Here is a 19,311-nt window from a genome sequence, read left to right as displayed (position 1 = left end):
TCACGAGGTTTGTACATGAATCGCCTGGCATCCCTGTACTACTCCCTGCACGATGGCCTGTTCGGCGCCCTGCGCCACCTGGACTGGCTCGCCCCCCTCGCCCTGCGACTGTATCTGGTGCCGGTGTTCTGGCTGGCGGGGACCCAGAAGATCCGGGGGATGGACAATACCATCGAGTGGTTCGGCAACCCCGATTGGGGCCTGGGATTGCCGTGGCCGACCTTGCTGGCTTACCTGGCGGCGTATACCGAGGCGATCGGCGCGCTGCTGCTGTTGCTGGGTCTGGCTACCCGCTGGGTCGCGCTGCCGCTGCTCGTGACCATGGCGGTCGCAGCATTGAGCGTCCACTGGCAGCACGGCTGGGCCGCGATCGCCGACTCCGGCGCCCAGGAGATCGCCGTGCGTCTGGGCGCGGTACGGGAACTGCTGCGCGAGCATGGCAACTACGCCTGGCTCACGGAGCACGGCAATCTGGTGATTCTCAATAACGGCATCGAGTTCGCTGCCACCTACTTCATCATGCTGCTGGCCCTGTTGTACCTGGGAGGCGGGCGTTTCGTCAGCGCCGATTACTACCTCTCGCGGCTGTATCCCCGGCACTCCTTTTCGCGGCCAAAAATGCTAGACTAGCGACCCTTTGAACGCAGCGGCAAGTTTTGCAACCGGACAGGAAATCACCTTGATCAAGAGTCTACTCGGGCGCGACGGCAACAGCGCCAGCGGCGCAGCCTCCTCCGCCCCCGCCCCGGAAAGCCCCAGCAGTGACTCCACCCACGGCAAACCACCGCGCAGCCCCGGTCACAGTGACCGCGGCCACGGCAAGGCGGGCAGGTCCCGACCCCGGAAGGCAGCGCAGTCACGGGATGCCTGGACCCTCGACGACTTCCAGGTGCCGCCGCAGGAGGGGCAGACCCGCTTCCATGACCTGGGCCTGCGTGACGAGATCATGCATGGCATAGCCGATCTTGGCTTCGAGTATTGTTCTCCGATCCAGGCCGCGATCCTGCCCCAGACCCTGCAGGGCCACGACGCCATTGGCAAGGCACAGACGGGGACCGGCAAGACGGCCGCTTTCCTGATCACGGTGTTCAATGACCTGCTCTGCAACCCGGACGAGGGTGAACGTTTTCTGGGCGAGCCGCGGGCACTGGTGATTGCGCCGACCCGGGAGCTGGTGATGCAGATCGCCGCCGATGCAGAAGACCTGGCGAGGTACACGGGACTCAAGGTGGCGACCCTGATCGGCGGCATGGACTACCAGAAGCAGCTCAACCGTCTCGGTTCGGTGGTCGTTGACCTGGTAGTTGCGACCCCCGGGCGCCTGATCGACTTCATGCAGCGCCGGGACGTATTCCTGGACCGGGTGGAGATCCTGGTGCTGGACGAGGCCGACCGGATGCTGGACATGGGCTTCATTCCGCAGGTCAAGCGTATCGTCCGCGCCACACCGCGCAAGGAGGATCGCCAGACCCTGCTGTTTTCGGCCACCTTTACCCAGGATATCCTCAACCTGTCCGAACAGTGGACCTGGGAGCCGATCACGGTTGAAATCGAGCCCGACCACGTGGCCACCGATTCCGTCGACCAGAAGGTCTACCTGGTGAGCAGCGAGCAGCGCTACAAGCTGCTGGTCAATCTGGTGCGCAGCCCCGAGGCCAGCAGCGTGATCGTGTTCGCCAACCGCCGCGATCAGGTGCGGCGCCTGCACGAGCGCCTGCGCAAGGCCGGTGTCTCCTGCGGTATTCTCTCCGGGGAAATTCCCCAGGCCAAGCGCAGCAGCACCCTGGCACAGTTCAAGCGAGGGGAGATCAAGGTGCTGGTGGCCACCGATGTCGCCGGTCGTGGTATTCACGTCGAGGGTGTCAGCCACGTGGTGAATTACAACCTGCCGGAGGACCCCGACGATTATGTGCACCGCATCGGCCGCACCGGCCGCGCTGGCGCCACCGGCATCTCCATCAGTTTTGCCAGCGAGGATGATGCCTTCCTGCTGCCCGATATCGAGGCCCTGCTGGGGACGCGCCTGGAGTGCACCCATCCCCCGGCGGAGCTGCTGGAGTAGGGCGCCGCTAGCGCAGCTCCTCGCACCAGAGCAGGGTTGCTCCCACCACTGCGGCGGGTACCACAAAAAAGTTGAGCACGGGAATCCCCGCGCACAGGGCCACGCTGCCGCCAAATCCGAGGCTGCTGAGACGGCGCCTGGCTACCGCCACTTTCACTTCCCCGAAACCCAGTTGGTGGTTGTCCACCGGGTAATCGACGAACTGGATGCTCATCATCCAGGCACCCAGCAGGAACCAGAGCAGCGGCGCCGCCAGGTTGAGACCCGGCACCAGGCTCAGGATCAGCACCAGCAGGGCCATGGGTACGTAGTACAGTAGTTTGGCGAGCTCCCGCAGGATCGCCCGGGGTACCGACAGCAGCGCCGCCAGCGGCCCTTCGAGCGCTTCGACGGGCTTGCCGGTGACCAGCTCTTCGGTCTTTTCCGCCAGCAGGTTGTTGAAGGGCGAGGCGATCAGCAGGGCAACGGCAGTAAACACGTAGCCGCTCAGCAGCCCGAATACCACTACCAGCAGGGGCCAGATGATCCATTCGAGGAAGCCCAGCCAGGCTGGCAGGCTCTCCATCCAGCTGCTGATGCTGCGGTCGAGGAAGCTGAACGCCAGGCCCAGCAGGGAGCCGAAGATCAGGATATTGACCAGCAGCGGCACGATCACGAACAGCCGCAGTGTCGGGTGCGTCAGCAGGCGTGCGCCGCGCAGCAGGTATTCCGCGCCACGAACAATGTTGCCTTCCATAATGAGGTCCTGGTTCTCGGGGTGTCGGTTATAATGATGCATCGCATGGGAGCGGGAAGCCATGGCTGACGACGACAGAACACTTTTTCATCGCGAAATGGGCGATGTGGTGCCGCTGAAGCGGGAGCGCCGGGTGGCACTGGGCGGGTCCTTTGATGACCGTGACAGTTCCCTGGCAGAGCGGCGCCAGGCGGCTGTCACCGCGCCCGAGGCGGATCGCAATATCCTCAATGACCGCGAGGCCGAGCCGCTGGATGCCTGGTATGTGCTGGACTTCAAGCGGCCGGGGGTGCAGAACGGGGTCTATCGCAAGCTGCGCCAGGGTCGCTATGAGCACGAGGCCCGTCTGGACCTGCACCGGATGACGGTACGCGTGGCTCGCAGGGAATTGTTCGACTTCATCGAGCAGTGCTTCGAACTGGGCTTGCGCAGTGTCATGCTGATTCACGGCAAGGGCGAGCGCAAGGCCGAGCGCGAGCGCAGCGCGGTGCTCAAGGGCCATGTCGATGTCTGGCTGCGGGAAATGCCGGTGGTGCAGGCTTTCCACAGCGCCCAGCCTCGCCACGGCGGCACCGGGGCGGTCTACGTGCTATTGCGCAAGAGCGAAGAGCAGAAGCGCAAGAACCGCGAGCGCTTCATGAAAGGCCGGGTGCCGATCGATGGCTAGGCGCTGGCGCCGGCACTGCGCAGGATCGCCGCGTACTCGGCCCCGTGGCGATGTTCACCGACAATCTGCAGTACACTGCGCCCATCCCTGCCGGTGGCATCCAGGTTGCGTCCTTCGCCGAGAAAAAATTGCACAAACAGCTCGAAATCCGAGGCGCGCATGCTCTGGTAGGCTTTCAGCAGCATGTGAAAGTCGGTATCGCTGCCGTCGTGGGCGCGGACCTGCAGGAAGCTGCGCACGTGGTCCTCGGTCCAGACCTCGTCGATTACCTTTTCCTTGTCTTTCTTCATGATTCCCCGTCGCTGCCGGCCGCAGCCAGCTTGTCGTTAAGCAGTTCGTTGACCATCTGCGGGTTGGCCTGACCCCTGGACAGCTTCATGATCTGGCCGACGAAAAAGCCGGCCAGTTTCTTGCGCTTGCCTGCGTCTGCAGCCAGGTATTGGGCGACCTGGGCCGGATTGCCGCTGATCACCTGGTCGACCAGGGCCGCGAGAGCGCCGCTGTCACTGACCTGCTGCAAGCCGCGTGCGGCGATAATCGTGTCGGCGTCACCTTCTCCCGCCCACATGGCCTCGAACACCTGCTTGGCGATCTTGCCGGAAATGCTGCCGTCGAGAATACGCCGGATCAGGCCAGCCAGGCCGGCGGCATCAACCGGGCTCTGGCTCAAGTCCAGTTCGCCGCGGTTGAGCTGGCCCAGCAGCTCCACCTGTACCCAGTTGGCGGCGATCTTGGCATCACCACAGCCTTCGACCACGGCCTCGTAGTAGTCGGCCAGGGGACGGTTGGCGGCCAGCACGCCGGCATCGTAGGTGGACAGCCCGTAGTCGCTCACAAAGCGCTGGCGCTTCGCCGCCGGCAGCTCCGGCAGGGTGGCGCGGACGCTCTCGACCCAGGTCTCGTCGATGACCACCGGCAGCAGATCGGGTTCCGGGAAATAGCGGTAGTCGTTGGCGACTTCCTTGCTGCGCATGGAACGGGTTTCATCCCGGTCGGCGTCATAGAGCCTGGTTTCCTGCACCACCGTGCCGCCGCTTTCGAGGATGTCGGTCTGGCGCTCGATTTCGTGGTGAATGGCCTTCTCCACAAAGCGGAAGGAGTTCACGTTCTTGATCTCGGCGCGGGTACCCAGGGTGCTGCTGCCGGCGCGGCGCAGGGACAGGTTGATGTCGCAGCGCATGGAGCCCTCGGCCATGTTGCCGTCGGAGATGCCGAGGTAGGTGACCAGGCTGTGCAGGGTCTTCAGGTAGGCCACGGCCTCCTCGGCGCTGCGCAGGTCGGGCTCGCTGACGATCTCCAGCAGGGGGGTGCCGGCGCGGTTTAGGTCAATGCCGGTCATGCCGTGGAAATCCTCGTGCAGGGACTTGCCGGCGTCTTCTTCCAGGTGGGCGCGGGTAATGCCGATACGGCGCGTGCTGCCGTCCTCGAGCTGGATCTCGAACTCGCCGCGACCGACGATGGGCGCTTGGAACTGGCTGATCTGGTAGCCCTTGGGCAGGTCGGGGTAGAAGTAGTTCTTGCGGTCGAACACCGAGCGCAGGCCGATCTCGGCACCGATGCCGAGGCCGAACATCACCGCATAGCGCACAGCCTGCTCATTGAGCACGGGCAGCATGCCCGGCATGGCGAGATCCACCGCGCAGGCCTGGGTGTTGGGCTCCGCGCCGAACGTGGTCGCGGCGCCGGAAAATATCTTCGAACGCGTGGCCAGCTGCAGGTGCACTTCCAGCCCGATCACGACCTCCCAGCTCATTGCGCACCTCCTGTAGGAGCCCGCTCCGCGGGCGATGGTGTCCGCTCTGTGGGAGTCCGCTCCGCGGGCGAGTGTGGCTGTTCGCCGGGGCTATCGCCCGCGGAGCGGGCTCCCACCGGGGGCACCTGCAGGTGCCAGTCCGAGGCCTGTTGCAGCTGGTGGCCAACGTTGAGCAGGCGCGCTTCCCGAAAGTGCTGGCCGATCAACTGCAGGCCCACGGGCATGCCGTCGACCTGGCCGGCGGGCACTGACATGCCGGGCAGGCCGGCGAGATTGACCGCCAGGGTGTAGACATCCTCCAGGTACATGGCCAGCGGGTCACTGCCCTTGGCGCCGAGGCCAAAGGCGGGGCCCGGTGTGGTGGGGCCGGCAATCACGTCCACCTGCCCGAAGGCATCGAGGAAATCCTGCCGGATCAGGCGCCGGACCTGCTGCGCCTTCTTGTAGTAGGCGTCGTAGTAGCCGGCGGAGAGAGCGTAGGTCCCCACCAGGATGCGTCGCTTGACCTCGTCGCCGAAGCCCTCCTCGCGGCTGCGGGTATACAGGTCGTGCAAGTCGCGCGGCTGCTGGCAGCGGTAGCCGTAGCGGACGCCGTCAAAGCGCGACAGGTTGGTGGACGCCTCCGCCGGGGCGACGATGTAATAGGTGGGGATACTGAGCCCGGTGTGAGGCAGGGAGATGTCCACCAGAATGGCGCCCTGCTGCTCCAGCAGCGCCAGGGCGGCGTGAATCCGCTCACCGGTGGCCGCGTCCAGGCCCGCGCCGAAATATTCCCGCGGCAGGCCGATGCGCAGGCCCGTCAGCGGCTGCTGCAGGGCGGCATGGTAATCCTCTACCGGCCGCTCCGAGCAGGTCGAGTCCCGGGGATCAAAGCCGGCCATGGCATTCAGCAGCAGGGCGCAATCCTCGGCGCTGCGGGCCATGGGGCCGGCCTGGTCTAGGCTGGAAGCGAAGGCCACCATGCCCAGCCGGGAGACCCGCCCGTAGGTGGGCTTGAGGCCGGTGATGCCGCAGAAAGCCGCCGGCTGGCGGATGGAGCCGCCGGTATCGGTACCGGTTGCCAGGGGCGCCAGGCGTGCCGCGATGGCCGCGGCCGAGCCGCCGGAGGAGCCGCCGGGCACGCGGCCGGGGTCCCAGGGGTTGTGCACCGGGCCATAGAAACTGGATTCGTTGGAGGACCCCATGGCGAACTCGTCCATGTTGGTCTTGCCCAGCATGACGGTACCGGCGTCCCGCAGGCGGGTGGCTACCGTGGCGTCATAGGGCGGTATGAAATTGTCCAGCATCTTCGAACCACAGCTGGTGCGGATTCCGCGAGTGCAGAAAATGTCCTTGTGCGCCAGCGGAATGCCCAGCAGGGGGCCGGTTTCCCCGGCGGCCAGGCGCGTATCCGCCGCCGCGGCTGCCGCCAGGGCGCCTTCCTCGTCAACCGTGACGAAGCTGTTGTAGCGCCCGTCCAGTGCCTGAATGCGGTCGAGGTAGGTGCGCGCAAGTTCGACGCTGGAAAACTGTTTCTCGCGCAGCCCGAGGCTCAGCTGGGCGACTGAAAGTTCATGCATGTGACGTCCTGGGAGCGGTCGAACCGCTATTCGATGACTTTGGGGACCAGGTACAGGCCGCTCTCCACCGCCGGGGCGATTGCCTGGAAGGCGTCGCGCTGGTTGGCCTCGGTGACGGCGTCCACGCGCAGGCGCTGGACGGCATCCAGGGGGTTGGCCATGGGCTCTACGCCGGCGGTATCGATGGCCTGCAGCTGGTCCACGAGCGTCAGGATATTGGCGATGCGGGAGGTCAGCTCGGCCGCCTCATCCGGGGCGATGCGGATCCTTGCAAGCTCCGCGATTTTCTCTATCTCGTCCTGCTGTATTGTCATCGACTCCGCTACCGTTGCTGTGCTGCCGCCTGCTCGGCGGGGGGCGTAAACTTATCACATTTGCGCCTTGCTCAAAATCCCTGCGATTGATACAGTTGCGGGCCAAGTCACACACCGTAGAATAAAGAGTTTGCTGTCTTTTACGAGAGGACGGCAGCATGGGGTGCTTGCAGAGCTCCGCGTCCGGAGTTCCCCGGTCTATTCAGAAGGTAGTAAAAATTCATGTTGAAGAAGCTGCGCGGAGTGTTCTCAAACGATCTCTCTATCGATTTGGGCACAGCGAACACTCTTATCTACGTGCGCGACAAGGGAATTGTACTGAATGAGCCCTCGGTGGTGGCGATCCGTTTCCACAATGGCGTCAAGACGATCGAAGCGGTGGGTACCGAGGCCAAGCGCATGCTCGGCCGCACCCCCGGCAATATCACCGCTATCCGCCCTCTGAAAGACGGTGTTATCGCCGACTTCCAGGTCACCGAGAAGATGCTCCAGCATTTCATTGCCCGGGTACACGAAAGCCGTTTCATCCGCCCCAGTCCGAGAGTTCTGGTCTGCGTTCCCTGCATGTCCACCCAGGTAGAGCGCCGCGCCATCCGTGAGTCCGCGCTCAGCGCCGGGGCCCGGGAAGTGCGCCTGATCGAGGAACCGATGGCGGCGGCGATCGGTGCCGGCCTGGATGTGGAGGAAGCCAGCGGCTGCATGGTGGTCGATGTCGGTGGTGGTACCACTGAAATCGCAATCATCTCCCTCAACGGCGTGGTCTACCGCGACTCCCTGCGCGTCGGTGGTGACCGGTTTGACGAAGCCATCGTGTCCCACGTGCGCCGTCGCTACGGCAGCCTGATCGGCGATGCCACGGCGGAGCGGATCAAAACCGAAATCGGTTGTGCCTTCGCCGGAAGCGAATTGCGGGAGATTGATGTTCGCGGGCGTAACCTGGCCGAAGGGGTGCCGCGCAGCTTTACCCTCAACAGCGATGAAATCCTGGAAGCGCTGCAGGACCCGCTCTCTTCCATTGTGCAGGCGGTGAAGTCAGCGCTGGAACAGTCGCCTCCGGAACTGGCGGCCGACATTGCCGAGAGCGGCATTGTCCTGACCGGGGGGGGTGCCCTGCTGCGCGACCTCGACCGGCTCATTTCCGAGGAGACCGGTTTGCCGGTGATTGTGGCGGACGATCCCCTGACCTGTGTGGCGCGGGGTGGCGGCCGGGCGATGGAACAGATGGACCGCCATACCATCGATCTGCTCTCGACTGAGTAACCCTGTTCGCGGGCGCTGCCATCAAGCCGCTATTTCTCAAGGAATCCCACCTCGGTCTGCGTATCCTGCTGGCGATCCTGGTGGTGGTGTGCCTGATCACCGCCGACCTGCGCTTCAACAGTCTGGGCCAGACCCGGGCCCTTCTGGATACTCTGACCGCCCCCGTGATCTGGGTGGCCGATATTCCCGCCAGTGTCCGCGCCTGGCAGGATACGCACATTCGCGCCCGGCGCCAGTTGCTGGAGGACAATGAACGCCTGCAGCGTGAGAACCTGCTGTTGCAGGGGCGCTCGTTGCAGATGGCGTCCGTGCAGGCCGAGAATACCCGGCTGCGGGGGCTGCTCAATTCCACCGCGATGTTGCGTAACGACGTGCTGGTCGCCGAGCTCATCGGGGTATCCCCCGATCCGGTCAGGCATCAACTGGTCCTCAACAAGGGCGTCCGCGACGGTGTCTACGGCGGCCAGCCGCTGATTGATGCAGACGGGCTCATGGGGCAGGTAATCGAGGTGGGTGAGTTCACCTCGCGGGTGCTGCTGTTGACCGATCTGACCCACTCGATCCCGGTCCAGGTCAATCGCAACGGCGTCCGCGCCATTGCCGAGGGTACCGGTTCCCTGGATGCACTCGAGGTCCAGCATATTTCTGCAACAACCGATATCCAGGAAGGCGATCTGTTGGTGAGTTCGGGTCTGGGGGGACGTTTTCCCGTGGGTTACCCCGTGGGTGAGGTGGTGCTGGTACAGCGTGATCCCGGCCAACCCTTTGCCCGGGTTATTGCCCGGCCCAGTGCGGCGCTGAACCGCAGCCGCCATGTCTTGCTGGTGTTTGTCGGAGCGCCGGAGGATCCGGTACCCGCGGCCGGGGAGTCCTGAATGGTGGCGGCCGGCAACGCGCTGGTGTTCGCCGTGGTGGCGGTCAGTTTCCTGCTGGGGGCGGTGCTCGCGGTGCTGCCATTGCCGCACTGGCTGTTGTGGGCCCGGCCCGAATGGGTTGCACTGGTGCTCATCTACTGGTGTATCGCTCTGCCGCACCGGATCGGCATCTTCACCGCGCTGTTGCTGGGCGTACTGGTGGATGTCCTGGAAGGTGCGGTTCTCGGACAGAACGCGTTCTCCCTGTCTGTCCTGGCCCTGTGCTCGCTGCTTGTGTACCAGCGTCTGCGCGTGTTCAGTCTGTGGCAGCAGTGCGGGGTGGTGTTCCTTCTCATAGGCCTGCATCAGCTGATCGGCCAGTGGGTGCAGAACCTGGAGGGCGCCGGTGCCCGCAGTCTCCTGTTCCTGCTGCCGGCGGTGTCCAGCGCCCTGCTGTGGCCGGTAGTCCTCCATCTGCTGCGCGGCATCCGCCGCCATTACCGAATCAGCTGACATGCCAACACTTGTCCTTGCCTCTGCCTCTCCGCGTCGACATGAACTGCTGACTCGGCTCGGTGTCCACTTTGTCGTGGATGCGGCAGACATTGATGAAAGCGTACGCCCGGGTGAGACGCCCCGGGATTATGTTGTTCGCATGGCCCGGGAGAAGGCCGGGACTGTCCGTGCCCGGCGCGGCGACGGCGCCCCGGTGCTGGCAGCGGATACCACGGTGGTGATAGACGATGATATTCTCGGCAAGCCCGCCGAGCATTTTGCCGGCCTCGCCATGCTGGCGCGTCTCAGTGGTCGCACGCACTCGGTCATCACTGCGGTCTGCCTGCAGTCAGGCGATGGGGTCGCCGCGATAGAGGTAGAAACCCGGGTCACGTTCCTGACCCTGGATCGCGAGGTCTGTGAGCGGTATCTGGCGACGCCAGAGCCCTGGGACAAGGCGGGCGGCTACGCCATCCAGGGACTGGGTGGCGCTCTGGTCAGCGCCATTGAGGGCAGCTACAGCAATGTGGTCGGGCTGCCGCTGGCAGAGACCTGGCAGCTGCTGGGCGCGCGTGGCATTGCAACTGCCCTGGGGCCCGCGGATGGATGAAGAGATCCTGGTGAGTGTCAGCGCCGGTTCGACCCGGGTGGCGCTGCTTGCCGGGGGTGTGGTCCAGGAGTTGCACGTTGAACCCGCGGATCGCCGCAGCCTGGTGGGTAACCTTTACAGCGGCAGGGTACAGCGGATCGTGCCCGGCATGGACGGCGCATTCATCGATATCGGCATTGACGTCAATGGCTTCCTGGCAGCCGCTGACCTGCCGGCCCCGGGGGCGATCGGGGACCAGCTGTGCGCGGGGCAGCGCCTGCTGGTCCAGGTCACCCGCGATGCCCTCGGTGACAAGGGCCCCAGGCTGACCTGCGCCATCACTCTGGCCTCACGCTATCTGGTGCTCGCTACTGCGGGCGCCCGCGGCACTGTCTCCCGCCGCATTGGCCCGGACACGGAGCGGCAGCGGTTGCGGCAACTCCTGCCGGGCCTGGTGGGGGAAGTGGAACTGGGCGGCGCGGGTCTCATTGCGCGGACCGCGGCGGCGAACGTGAGCGCCGAGGTGCTGCGCGCCGATGCCTCCAGACTCGCTGCCCGTTGGCGACAGCTTCGAACCGGCGCCGCGCAGACTGCCGGTCCATGCCTGGTGTTGGCCGAGCCACCGCTGCCGCTGCGGGTGCTGCGCGACCGTGCCGGTGCGGGTGTGCCGCGCATCGTGGTGGATGCTGCCAGCTGTGCCGACGAGATCAGGGCCTGGTGTGCGGAGGACCTGGCCCTGGCAGCGCCGGTGGAGGAGGATTGCGCTGAACCGGGGTCCCTGTTCCGGCGGCGCGGCGTGGAAGCGGAGATCAGCGCGGCGCTGGCTACGGTGGTGCCCCTGCCCTCTGGCGGCAATCTGGTGATCGAACGCACGCAAGCCATGACCACCGTCGATGTGAACACCGGCAGCGCCACTGGCCACAGCGACCTTGAGCAAACGCTGCTGCAGACCAACCTGGAAGCGGCGGCGGCGCTGCCCAGGCAGCTGCGCCTGCGCTCGCTCGGGGGCATTGTTGCCGTGGACTTTATCGATCTGCGCGAGAGCGGTCACCGGCGCGCGGTGCTGCTGGCACTCAAGCAGGCGCTGGCCAGCGATCCTGATGCGGGCCCGGTTACCGACGTTGGCAAGCTGGGGTTGGCAATCCTCACCCGCAGGCAGACCCGGCCACCACTGGCAGAGGTGCTGCGGGTGCCCTGCCCCGAGTGCGCTGGCAGTGGCCGAGTCGCCCGGCCTGCCGCAGGGGGGCTCTGAAGTGACGGCAGGTTCTGTGCAGGCATCACTCTACCACCGCTTGAGCAGTGCGCTCTGGGTGGGCATTGTCGGCTTCGTGGTGCTGCTGGCGGTGTATGTCAGTAGTGGACGCCTGCTGGTCTCCATGGTGGCGGACAACCAGGCCTGGGTGGTGAAGCAGGTGAATTCCCGTGCTCCTTTTGTCATCGAGGAGGGGCACTTGTCTGCCGAGTGGCAGGGTTTCAGCCCGGTGCTGGTATTTGCAGACCTGCGCCTCGGGTTTCCCGATGGTGAGCCGCTGCTGCTGGGCGGTGGCCGGGTGACGCTGGATATCTGGCACAGCCTGGTCAGCCGCTCGCTGCGGTTCAGTCGCCTGCGCCTGCAGGACCTGCTGCTGACGGGGGAACTGGGCGCGGATGGCAGTTTCCGGCTGCAGGGCCTGGGTGGCGGTGGTGGCGCTGCCGCTGCCTGGTTGCAGGCCGTGCTGCTGGACATAGAGCGGGTAACGCTGGTGGCCAACACTCTGCAGCTGACGGGACCGGCTGGGGAGCAGGAACAGCTGGCCCTGGACCTGACGCTGTTGCGGGATGGCGCCCGGCGCCAGCTCCGGGGGCAGCTGACCTCGGTGGATGGGTCCCAGGTGCTGATTCTGGCTGATGGACTCGGCAATCCGCTGGTGCCGGAAAACTACAGCGGCGATGTCTATGTTCGTGCCGAGCTTGCCGATCTGGCGCAGTTGGCGCGCTGGCAGCCGCTGCTGGGAGAAACGCTGCCGCTCAAGGCAACAGGCGAGGCAGTTGTCGAGGGTTGGCTGGCCTGGTCTGGCGGCATATCCGGGTTGCAGCTGCGCCTGATCGGCGAGGACTTGTTGCTGCAAGGCAACAACGAGCGCTGGTCGTTGCCACTGGCGTCGCTGCGGCTGGAGTCCAGCCTGCTGCAGCGCGGCCAACGCCTGACCCTGTTTACCTCGGACCTGGAGATCGGTCACGGTGGTACGGTAATAACCCTGCCGCGCCTGCAAGTGGATCTCTGGGGAGATTCGCTGCGCGTGCGTGGCAGCGGACTGCCCCTGGCAGACAGCAGTGGGTTGCTGAGCCAGGCGCGGCTGCTGCCCCCGGCTCTGGCAACGGCAATGGCGGAGCTGACGCCGTCCGGCAAGGTGGGTGCCCTGCAGTTGTATCTGGAGGATGTGACCAGCGGCAGCAGGGCGTGGACACTGGATCTGGGCTTTGACAACCTGGCGCTGAACTCCTGGCGTGGCGCTCCGGGTGTCAGCGGAGCCAGCGGGTTTCTGCACCTGGCACCCGGTCGTGGCGAGCTGATCCTTGACAGCGATGCGGTGGTACTGGATTTCCCTTCAGTGTACCGGGAGCCCCTCGCCTACCGGGAATTGTTCGGCAGTCTGGACATGGCCTGGGACGGCGACGGCCTGCGCCTGCAGAGCGGATTGCTGACCGCGATCGGTGAGGAGGGTACGGCGCGGGCACTGCTGGGTCTGTCGATACCGTTCGCCGCCAGCCCGGCGGGTGTGGAAATGGACCTGCTGGTGGGATTGCGCGACACGGATGCAGGCTACCGGGCTCGCTACCTGCCCTACATGTTGAACGAAAACCTCCTGGCCTGGTTGCAAGCCAGCCTGGAGCACGGTGTGGTGGATGCCGGCGCATTTCTGTGGCGCGGCAGCCTGCGCCGCGGTGCCGGCGCATTGCGCACTGTGCAGCTGTTCTTCGACGTGCGTGACGCACAACTGGAATATCATCCGGACTGGCCGGCGCTGGCGGATGTCCAGGGCACTGTGCTGATTGATGACACCAATGTCAGCGTCTGGGCCGATCGCGCGCGCCTGTACGATACCGAGATCGAGACGCTGTCTGCGGAGGCCTGGCGGGATAGCGGGGGCGACATGCGCCTGGCCATCGCCGCAAGTCTTGCGGGCACTGCCAGCGATGGCTTGCAGTTGCTGAACCAATCACCTGCCGGCACCGGCCTGCGGGGCGCCCTTGCCGACTGGCAGGCGCAGGGGAGCATGGCGGCAGAGATTCGCCTGCAGTTGTTGTTGGCAGCAGCACCACCACCGCCTGCGGTGGAATTGACCGTGGTGGTGAGCGATGCCGAGCTGGATATTCGCCCGGGCAATCTGCAGCTCAGGGATATCAGCGGCACGCTGTTCTACAATTCGGCCAGCGGCTTCAGCGCCGAGCAGCTGACGGCCAGCCTCTGGCAGCAGCCTCTGTCGCTCGGGCTGAGACAACTCCCGGCCCTGCCGGCACCGGATGGTGGCCGAGCGGGGGGCATGGCGCCGGTGCAGCTGGCTTTTGCCACCGAAGTCCAGGTGGATGCCCTGCGGGAGTGGCTGGGGCCGGAGCTGCCGCCTCTGGTCAGCGGTGCGGCGTCAGTCGCCGGCACCCTGGACTTTGCCCCGGGACGGTTGCCGCGGCTGCAACTTGAGTCTGACCTGCAGGGCCTGGCGCTGGACCTGCCGGCGACCTGGGCCAAGCCCGCAGACTCAAGACTGCCGTTCCAGTTGCGGACCGAACTCGGAGCCAGACCGCTGCAGCTGGAGGTGAGTGGCGGGCGCCGCTGGCATGCACGGCTGGGTATCGGCGAGGCGGGGCTTGAGGGCGCTGCGCTTGGACTGCAGGATCGCTCCCTGCCGCTGTTGCCCGGCCGGCTGCGGGTTTCCGGCCACGCCGCGCTGATCGATGTCGCCGCCTGGCAGGCCTTGTTTGGGGATCTGTTCGGACAGGCTCGCAACGGACAGGTACCGGCGGGGCTGCGTTTGACGGTGGAGCAGCTGCTGATCGACAGTCTTCAGTTCCGTGGTCAGGACTGGCGCAGCGTGGTTGTGGATCTGGAGCAGGAGCCGCAGCATTGGCGCATCGGGCTGGAGACGGACTGGGTCCAGGGCGCCGTCACGGTAGCTGCTGATCGCACTCGCGCGGCCGTCGACCTGTCCTATCTCGACCTGTCCGGCTGGCGAACCGGCGGCGACGCTGAAGCCGATCCCGCACAATTCCGCGACTGGCCTGCTCTGGAAGTGGACATTGCCGACCTGCAGCGCGGTTCGCGACCGCTCGGGCATCTGGCCTTTGCCCTGCAACCGGGTGAGGGCCGCCTGGAGGCGCAGCGCATCCGCGGTGAACTGCTCGGCTTGACGCTGCCGGCGGAAAACCCGGGCGAGCTGGTGTGGACCGCGGAGGGCACCCGCCTGCAGGCACAACTGCAGGCTGCTGATCTTGGTGACACCCTCGCAATGCTGGACTATGAACGCATCCTCGAGACCAGCAGCGGGCGTTTCGCGCTGGATCTCCGCTGGCCGGGAGCGCCGCAGGCGTTTGCCCTGGCGGCCAGTACCGGCACGTTGTCGGTGGCGGTGGAGGAGGGGCGTTTTCTGACCGCGTCCGCAGGTGCTTCGGGCACCCTGCGGGTGGTCAGCATTCTCAATCTCGCCGACATCATCCAGCGTCTGAGCCTGACCCAGCTGTTCGAATCCGGAATCCCCTTTGACAGCATGCAAGGGGAGGTGAATTTCGCCAACGGCAAGATTGAGGTGCCGCGACTGGACGTTGCCAGCGCCGCCACCGGCTTCCGCTTCAGCGGCAGTTCGGATATTGCGTCCCGCAGTCTCGATGGCGAGCTGGTGGCCACGCTGCCGGTGGTCAACAACCTGCCATGGGTGGCGGCGCTGACGGCGGGTCTGCCGATTGCCGCGGGTGTCTTTGTCGTCAGCAAGCTTTTTGAAAAGCAGGTGTCGCAACTGGCCAGTGCGGTCTACAGCATCGGCGGCAGCTGGGATGATCCACAGATCCGCCTCGACCGCATCTTCGATACCGGCAATGGACGGGATGGGCGCAGTGATGAGGCCAGCGGTGACGCTGCTGCTGGCGCAGAGGCTGCGGCTCAGTCTGCCGGGGGCGAATCCGCGTCCGGCCCGGCTGCTGATTCGTCCAGCTCCCGCAGATAACGGAACAGCTTGCGCCTCGCGCCCGGCGCCTGCTTGCGCTGCTGCTCGCGCTGGTCCTGCAACAGCAGCTGGCGCAAGTGCTGGCGGTCGGCATCTGGCCAGCGCCCGACGATATCCTCTATGCCGGGCAGTCCCGCTGCCAGCAGCCGGTCGCGCACTTGCTCGAGCTCCTGGAACTGCTCCGCGGCCTGGTTGCGCTCCCGGTCCAGGGCGGCCAGTGCCTCGGCAATCGGCTCGGCGTCAATATCGCGCATCAACTTGCCGATAAATTGCAGATGGCGCCGTCGGGCGCTGTTGGACGTGATGCGGCGAGTTTCCTGGATGGCGTCGGCGAGCCGCTGGTCGTCAATCGGAATCTTGCGCAGCTGCTTGTCGCTGAGTCCGGTCAGGGTTTCGCCCAGCGCCTGCAGGGCGGTCATGCGTCGCTTGAGCTCGCTCTTGCTGGGCCCTTCGTGCAGGTCCCCGCAGTCGTCGGTGGAATCATGATCAGGCATAGAACCAGGTCGCCAGGCCGAGGAAAGAGAAAAACCCGACCACATCCGTCACTGTGGTCAGGACCACGCCGCCGGCCAGCGCCGGGTCTATTTTCATGCGCTTGAGCAGTAGTGGCAGGGCGGCGCCGGTGAAGGCCGCGGTCACCAGGTTGATGACCATTGCCAGTGCAATGATCAGGCCCAGGCTCCAGTCGCCGAACCAGAGTGACGCGGCGACCGCCACGACCGAGGCCCACAGCATGCCGTTCAGTGCGCCGACCGCAACCTCGCGGTTGATCAGCCACGACTCGTTGTTCTTGCTGACCTGCCCGAGCGCGATACCGCGAACCATCACGGTCAGGGTCTGGGTGCCGGCAATACCGCCCATGGAAGCGACGATCGGCATCAACACCGCCAGCGCTACCACTTTTTCGATAGTGTCCTGGAACAGGTTGATTACCGAAGAGGCGAGGAAGGCGGTCGCGAGGTTGGCACCCAGCCAGATGGCCCGGCGGCTGGCAGTATGCATCACCGGCGCGAAAGTATCGGTGTCGTCCGAGAGGCCTGCCATGGAGGTCAGCGAGTGGTCGGCGTCCTCGCGGATCACGTCTACCACGTCGTCAATGGTGATTCGACCCACAAGCCGGCCGTCATCATCCACCACCGGTGCCGATACCCAGTCGTTGCGCTCGAACAGGCGCGCCACCTCGTCGTCCGCCATCCAGGCCGGTATCGGGGCGATGTCGGTGATCATCATCTCGCGCACGGTCGAGTTGGGGTCCGATACCAGCAGCGTGTTCAGCGGCAGCAGGCCGATGAATTGATCATTGCGATTGACCACGAACAGGTTGTCGGTCATCGCCGGTATTTTGTCGTGCCGGCGCAGGTAACGCAGCACCACATCCAGGGTCAGCGGCGGGCGGATGGTGATGGTATCCGTGCTCATCAGGCCGCCGGCTGTATCGTCCGGGTAGGTCATCACCTGTTCCAGGCGTGCCCGGTCCCGGTAGTCCATGGAATCGAGGACTTCCCGGGTTATCCGGTCCGGCAGCTGCTGCAGGATGTCGGCGAGGTCATCGTCCTGCAGGTGTTCGGTGATCTGCGCGACCTCGGCGGCGTCCATGTCGCTGAGGAAGTGGCCCCGCAACTCTTCGCCAAGCTCATTGATGACGTCGCCTTCGTTCTCCAGCTCCACCATCTGCCAGAGAATGTGGCGGAACTTGGGCGGCGAGGACTCCAGCAGGTGGGCAACGTCGGCAGCCGGCAGGCCATTGAGCATCCGCTTGACGTCGGCAAACGTCCCGCTACCGAGAGCTTCGGACAGGCGCTCGAGGCGCGCCTGGGATGTCGTGGAGCGTTGGGCCATGGAGGCTACTCGGCTTCGTCGAAGCGGTTGTCGATGAGCGTTTGCAGCGCCGCAAGGACGGCGTCTTCATCTTCGCCATCGATTTCGAGATCGAGCACCGTACCCTGGCCAGCGGCCAGCATCATGACGGCCATGATGCTTTTGCCATCGACCATCTGGCCATCGCGGCCGGCCCTGACAGCGCTGGCATAAGTCGTGGTGCAACCGACAAACTTGGCGGCGGCGCGGGCATGCAGGCCCAGCTTGTTGATGATTGTGACTTGTGTCTGGATCACTGTTCCCGCTGCTACTGCAGCTCCCTGTGTCGAACGTGTACTTGCGGAAACTCCTGTTGATAGTGCCGGAACAGCCTGGCCGCGAGATATACTGACCGATGTTGGCCACCGGTACAACCGATCGCCACGGTCATGTAGCTGCGGTTGCTGTCCCGGTAGTGGGGCAGCCAGCGGTCAAGGTACTCGCAGATACTGGCAAACAGGTCGCCGGTCATCGGCTGTGCTTCGAGAAACGTACTGACATCCTCATCCAGGCCGTTCTGCAGGCGCAGCTCCTTGACCCAGTGCGGGTTGGGCAGCATGCGCACGTCAAAGACAAGATCCGCGTCAGTGGGGACTCCGCGCTTGAAGCCAAAGGACTGTATCAGGATCGACATGCTGCCGGACATGTCCCCTACCAGGCGCTGGCGCACGGCGTCCCGCAGCTCATAAATCGTCATCTGGCTGGTATCCAGCACCAGGGCTGCGGCACTGGCGATGGGTTCCAGCAACTGCCGCTCGCGCTCGATCGCCTCGGCCAGCGGCATGCGCTCATCGCTCAGCGGGTGTTTGCGCCGGGTTTCACTGAAGCGCTTGATGAGGACACTGTCCTGGGCGTCCAGAAACAGGATTTCGCTCCTGACCGTGTCCGGCAGCGACTCGACAATGGCGCTGAAGTTCTCCAGGTTACGCCAGGCGTTGCGGGCGTCAATGCAGACTGCCGCGCCGCGGAAGTGTTCGAATTCGGGCCGGCTGGCTTCCTCGACCAGGGCCGGCAGCAGTGCCACGGGCAGGTTGTCGATGCAATAGTAGCCCTCGTCCTCGAGCTGGTGCAGGGCAGTACTCTTGCCTGAGCCGGAGCGACCTGAAATGATGACCAGCTGCATGCCAGGCAACTCAGTCGCTCCACTCGGTGGCCCTGCGGTACAGGGTATCGGCATCGGGGGCGCTGCGCAGCTGTGCGCAAAAATCGGACTGGCTGAACAGGCGGGCGATACGCGCCAGGATATCCAGGTGCTCCTGGTGCGCCTGCTCCGGGACCAGCAGGACGAACAGTATGTCCACCGGGATATCGTCCGGGGCATCGAAGTCGATGGCCTCTTCCAGGGTGGCCAGGCAGCCAACCGGCTCGCTGCAGTTGGCGATGCGACAGTGGGGTATGGCGATGCCGGCGCCGAGACCCGTACTACCCAGGCGCTCGCGTGCAATCAGCTGGGCAAATATGTCGGTGTCAGCGAGATCGGGGTTGTTCTCGCTGATGACCTGGGCCAGGGTCTCGAACAGTCTTTTCTTGCTGCTACCCGGCGCACGACAGACCGTGCGTCCGGGAGAGAGTAGTTCCGAGAGAACTTGCATGATGGGATCCTAGTGACCTCGGGCCTTTTCCTTGTGCTTGATCAGCTGGCGGTCCAGCTTGTCGGCGAGGGCGTCAATGGCGGCATACATGTCCTCTGATTCGGCAGCGGCGAAAATATCGGCGCCGGAGATGTGAATGGTGGCCTCGGCCTTCTGTACCATTTTTTCCACGATCAGGGTCACGTCGGTATTGGTGATCTGGTCGAAGTGTCGCTGCAGCCGTTCGAACTTGCTGGCCACGTACTCGCGCAGCGGATCGGTGACGTCTACATGATGACCACTGACATTCAATTGCATACCTGACTCCTTCTTCATCGATAACCCGGGCAGTTGTCCCCGGAACTGGCGAGCCGACATGTCAACGGCCGCCTGCTAACG

Annotated in this window: 20 protein-coding genes; 9 read left to right on the top strand and 11 right to left on the bottom strand. The window is 65.0% G+C overall.

Annotation, left to right across the window (positions count from 1 at the left end; genetic code table 11):
* The first annotated feature begins 15 nt into the window (after positions 1-15).
* Complete coding sequence (locus RLO07_RS07490) at positions 16-630, top strand: HvfX family Cu-binding RiPP maturation protein (protein ID WP_462291517.1); 615 nt, start codon at positions 16-18, stop codon at positions 628-630.
* Between the two features lie 259 nt (positions 631-889).
* The gene (rhlB, locus tag RLO07_RS07485) at positions 890-2,062 is read left to right on the top strand and encodes an ATP-dependent RNA helicase RhlB (RefSeq protein WP_462291528.1); all 1,173 of its coding nucleotides are present in this window, start codon (positions 890-892) and stop codon (positions 2,060-2,062) included.
* A gap of 7 nt (positions 2,063-2,069) precedes the next feature.
* Here rhlB and cysZ read toward each other — a convergent pair whose 3' ends face one another.
* Positions 2,070-2,798 carry a sulfate transporter CysZ gene (gene cysZ, locus RLO07_RS07480; protein ID WP_462291516.1) on the bottom strand — a complete coding sequence of 243 codons (729 nt, stop codon included), beginning with the start codon at positions 2,796-2,798 and terminating at the stop codon, positions 2,070-2,072.
* A gap of 61 nt (positions 2,799-2,859) precedes the next feature.
* On the opposite strand from cysZ, the gene smrA reads away from it, so the two are divergent.
* A complete protein-coding gene (smrA, locus tag RLO07_RS07475; RefSeq protein WP_462291515.1) occupies positions 2,860-3,465 on the top strand; it encodes a DNA endonuclease SmrA in 606 nt (201 codons plus the stop codon).
* On the opposite strand, the gene RLO07_RS07470 is transcribed toward smrA, so the two are convergent.
* Genes RLO07_RS07470 through gatC form a run of 4 tightly spaced genes read right to left on the bottom strand, consistent with a single transcriptional unit; the run spans position 3,462 to position 7,091 of the window.
* A complete protein-coding gene (locus RLO07_RS07470; RefSeq protein WP_462291514.1) occupies positions 3,462-3,755 on the bottom strand; it encodes a PA4642 family protein in 294 nt (97 codons plus the stop codon). The genes smrA and RLO07_RS07470 overlap by 4 nt on opposite strands.
* A complete protein-coding gene (gatB, locus tag RLO07_RS07465) occupies positions 3,752-5,218 on the bottom strand; it encodes an Asp-tRNA(Asn)/Glu-tRNA(Gln) amidotransferase subunit GatB (protein ID WP_462291513.1) in 1,467 nt (488 codons plus the stop codon). Before gatB ends, RLO07_RS07470 begins: the two co-directional genes overlap by 4 nt.
* Positions 5,215-6,777 (bottom strand): Asp-tRNA(Asn)/Glu-tRNA(Gln) amidotransferase subunit GatA, encoded by a 1,563-nt coding sequence (gene gatA / locus RLO07_RS07460; RefSeq protein ID WP_462291512.1) that lies wholly within the window; start codon positions 6,775-6,777, stop codon positions 5,215-5,217. Before gatA ends, gatB begins: the two co-directional genes overlap by 4 nt.
* Before the next feature lie 26 nt (positions 6,778-6,803).
* The gene (gene gatC, locus RLO07_RS07455) at positions 6,804-7,091 is read right to left on the bottom strand and encodes an Asp-tRNA(Asn)/Glu-tRNA(Gln) amidotransferase subunit GatC (RefSeq protein ID WP_462291511.1); all 288 of its coding nucleotides are present in this window, start codon (positions 7,089-7,091) and stop codon (positions 6,804-6,806) included.
* Between the two features lie 222 nt (positions 7,092-7,313).
* Between gatC and RLO07_RS07450 the strand changes: the two genes are divergently transcribed.
* Genes RLO07_RS07450 through RLO07_RS07425 form a run of 6 tightly spaced genes read left to right on the top strand, consistent with a single transcriptional unit; the run spans position 7,314 to position 15,484 of the window.
* On the top strand, positions 7,314-8,351 hold the full coding sequence (locus RLO07_RS07450; protein ID WP_462291510.1) for a rod shape-determining protein: 1,038 nt from the start codon (positions 7,314-7,316) through the stop codon (positions 8,349-8,351).
* Positions 8,352-8,353: 2 nt separating this feature from the next.
* Complete coding sequence (gene mreC / locus RLO07_RS07445) at positions 8,354-9,226, top strand: rod shape-determining protein MreC (protein ID WP_462291527.1); 873 nt, start codon at positions 8,354-8,356, stop codon at positions 9,224-9,226.
* Positions 9,227-9,718: a rod shape-determining protein MreD gene (gene mreD / locus RLO07_RS07440; RefSeq protein WP_462291509.1), complete on the top strand. Its 492-nt coding sequence runs from the start codon at positions 9,227-9,229 to the stop codon at positions 9,716-9,718.
* Between the two features lies 1 nt (position 9,719).
* Positions 9,720-10,310, top strand: a complete 591-nt coding sequence (locus RLO07_RS07435) for a Maf family protein (protein WP_462291508.1) — start codon at positions 9,720-9,722, stop codon at positions 10,308-10,310.
* Positions 10,303-11,541 (top strand): Rne/Rng family ribonuclease, encoded by a 1,239-nt coding sequence (locus RLO07_RS07430; RefSeq protein WP_462291507.1) that lies wholly within the window; start codon positions 10,303-10,305, stop codon positions 11,539-11,541. The genes RLO07_RS07435 and RLO07_RS07430 overlap by 8 nt, the downstream gene beginning before the upstream one ends.
* A 1-nt stretch (position 11,542) precedes the next feature.
* The gene (locus RLO07_RS07425) at positions 11,543-15,484 is read left to right on the top strand and encodes a YhdP family protein (protein WP_462291506.1); all 3,942 of its coding nucleotides are present in this window, start codon (positions 11,543-11,545) and stop codon (positions 15,482-15,484) included.
* On the opposite strand, the gene yjgA is transcribed toward RLO07_RS07425, so the two are convergent.
* Genes yjgA through hpf form a run of 6 tightly spaced genes read right to left on the bottom strand, consistent with a single transcriptional unit; the run spans position 15,421 to position 19,230 of the window.
* Positions 15,421-15,978 carry a ribosome biogenesis factor YjgA gene (gene yjgA / locus RLO07_RS07420; protein ID WP_462291505.1) on the bottom strand — a complete coding sequence of 186 codons (558 nt, stop codon included), beginning with the start codon at positions 15,976-15,978 and terminating at the stop codon, positions 15,421-15,423. The two genes, RLO07_RS07425 and yjgA, sit on opposite strands and share 64 nt — an antisense overlap.
* The gene (gene mgtE / locus RLO07_RS07415; RefSeq protein WP_462291504.1) at positions 15,971-17,323 is read right to left on the bottom strand and encodes a magnesium transporter; all 1,353 of its coding nucleotides are present in this window, start codon (positions 17,321-17,323) and stop codon (positions 15,971-15,973) included. Before mgtE ends, yjgA begins: the two co-directional genes overlap by 8 nt.
* Positions 17,324-17,328: 5 nt before the next feature.
* Positions 17,329-17,598: an HPr family phosphocarrier protein gene (locus tag RLO07_RS07410; protein ID WP_462291503.1), complete on the bottom strand. Its 270-nt coding sequence runs from the start codon at positions 17,596-17,598 to the stop codon at positions 17,329-17,331.
* A gap of 11 nt (positions 17,599-17,609) precedes the next feature.
* Complete coding sequence (gene rapZ, locus RLO07_RS07405) at positions 17,610-18,464, bottom strand: RNase adapter RapZ (RefSeq protein ID WP_462291502.1); 855 nt, start codon at positions 18,462-18,464, stop codon at positions 17,610-17,612.
* Between the two features lie 10 nt (positions 18,465-18,474).
* Positions 18,475-18,933, bottom strand: a complete 459-nt coding sequence (ptsN, locus tag RLO07_RS07400; protein WP_462291501.1) for a PTS IIA-like nitrogen regulatory protein PtsN — start codon at positions 18,931-18,933, stop codon at positions 18,475-18,477.
* Between the two features lie 9 nt (positions 18,934-18,942).
* Entirely contained in the window at positions 18,943-19,230 is a 288-nt protein-coding gene (hpf, locus tag RLO07_RS07395; protein ID WP_462291500.1) for a ribosome hibernation-promoting factor, HPF/YfiA family, read from the bottom strand.
* Positions 19,231-19,311: the final 81 nt, after the last annotated feature.

The sequence above is a fragment of the Haliea sp. genome (assembly GCF_040221975.1).
Classification (GTDB): domain Bacteria; phylum Pseudomonadota; class Gammaproteobacteria; order Pseudomonadales; family Halieaceae; genus Haliea.
Note: the sequence above shows the minus strand (reverse complement) of the source record. Positions and strands in the feature narration are given on the sequence as shown.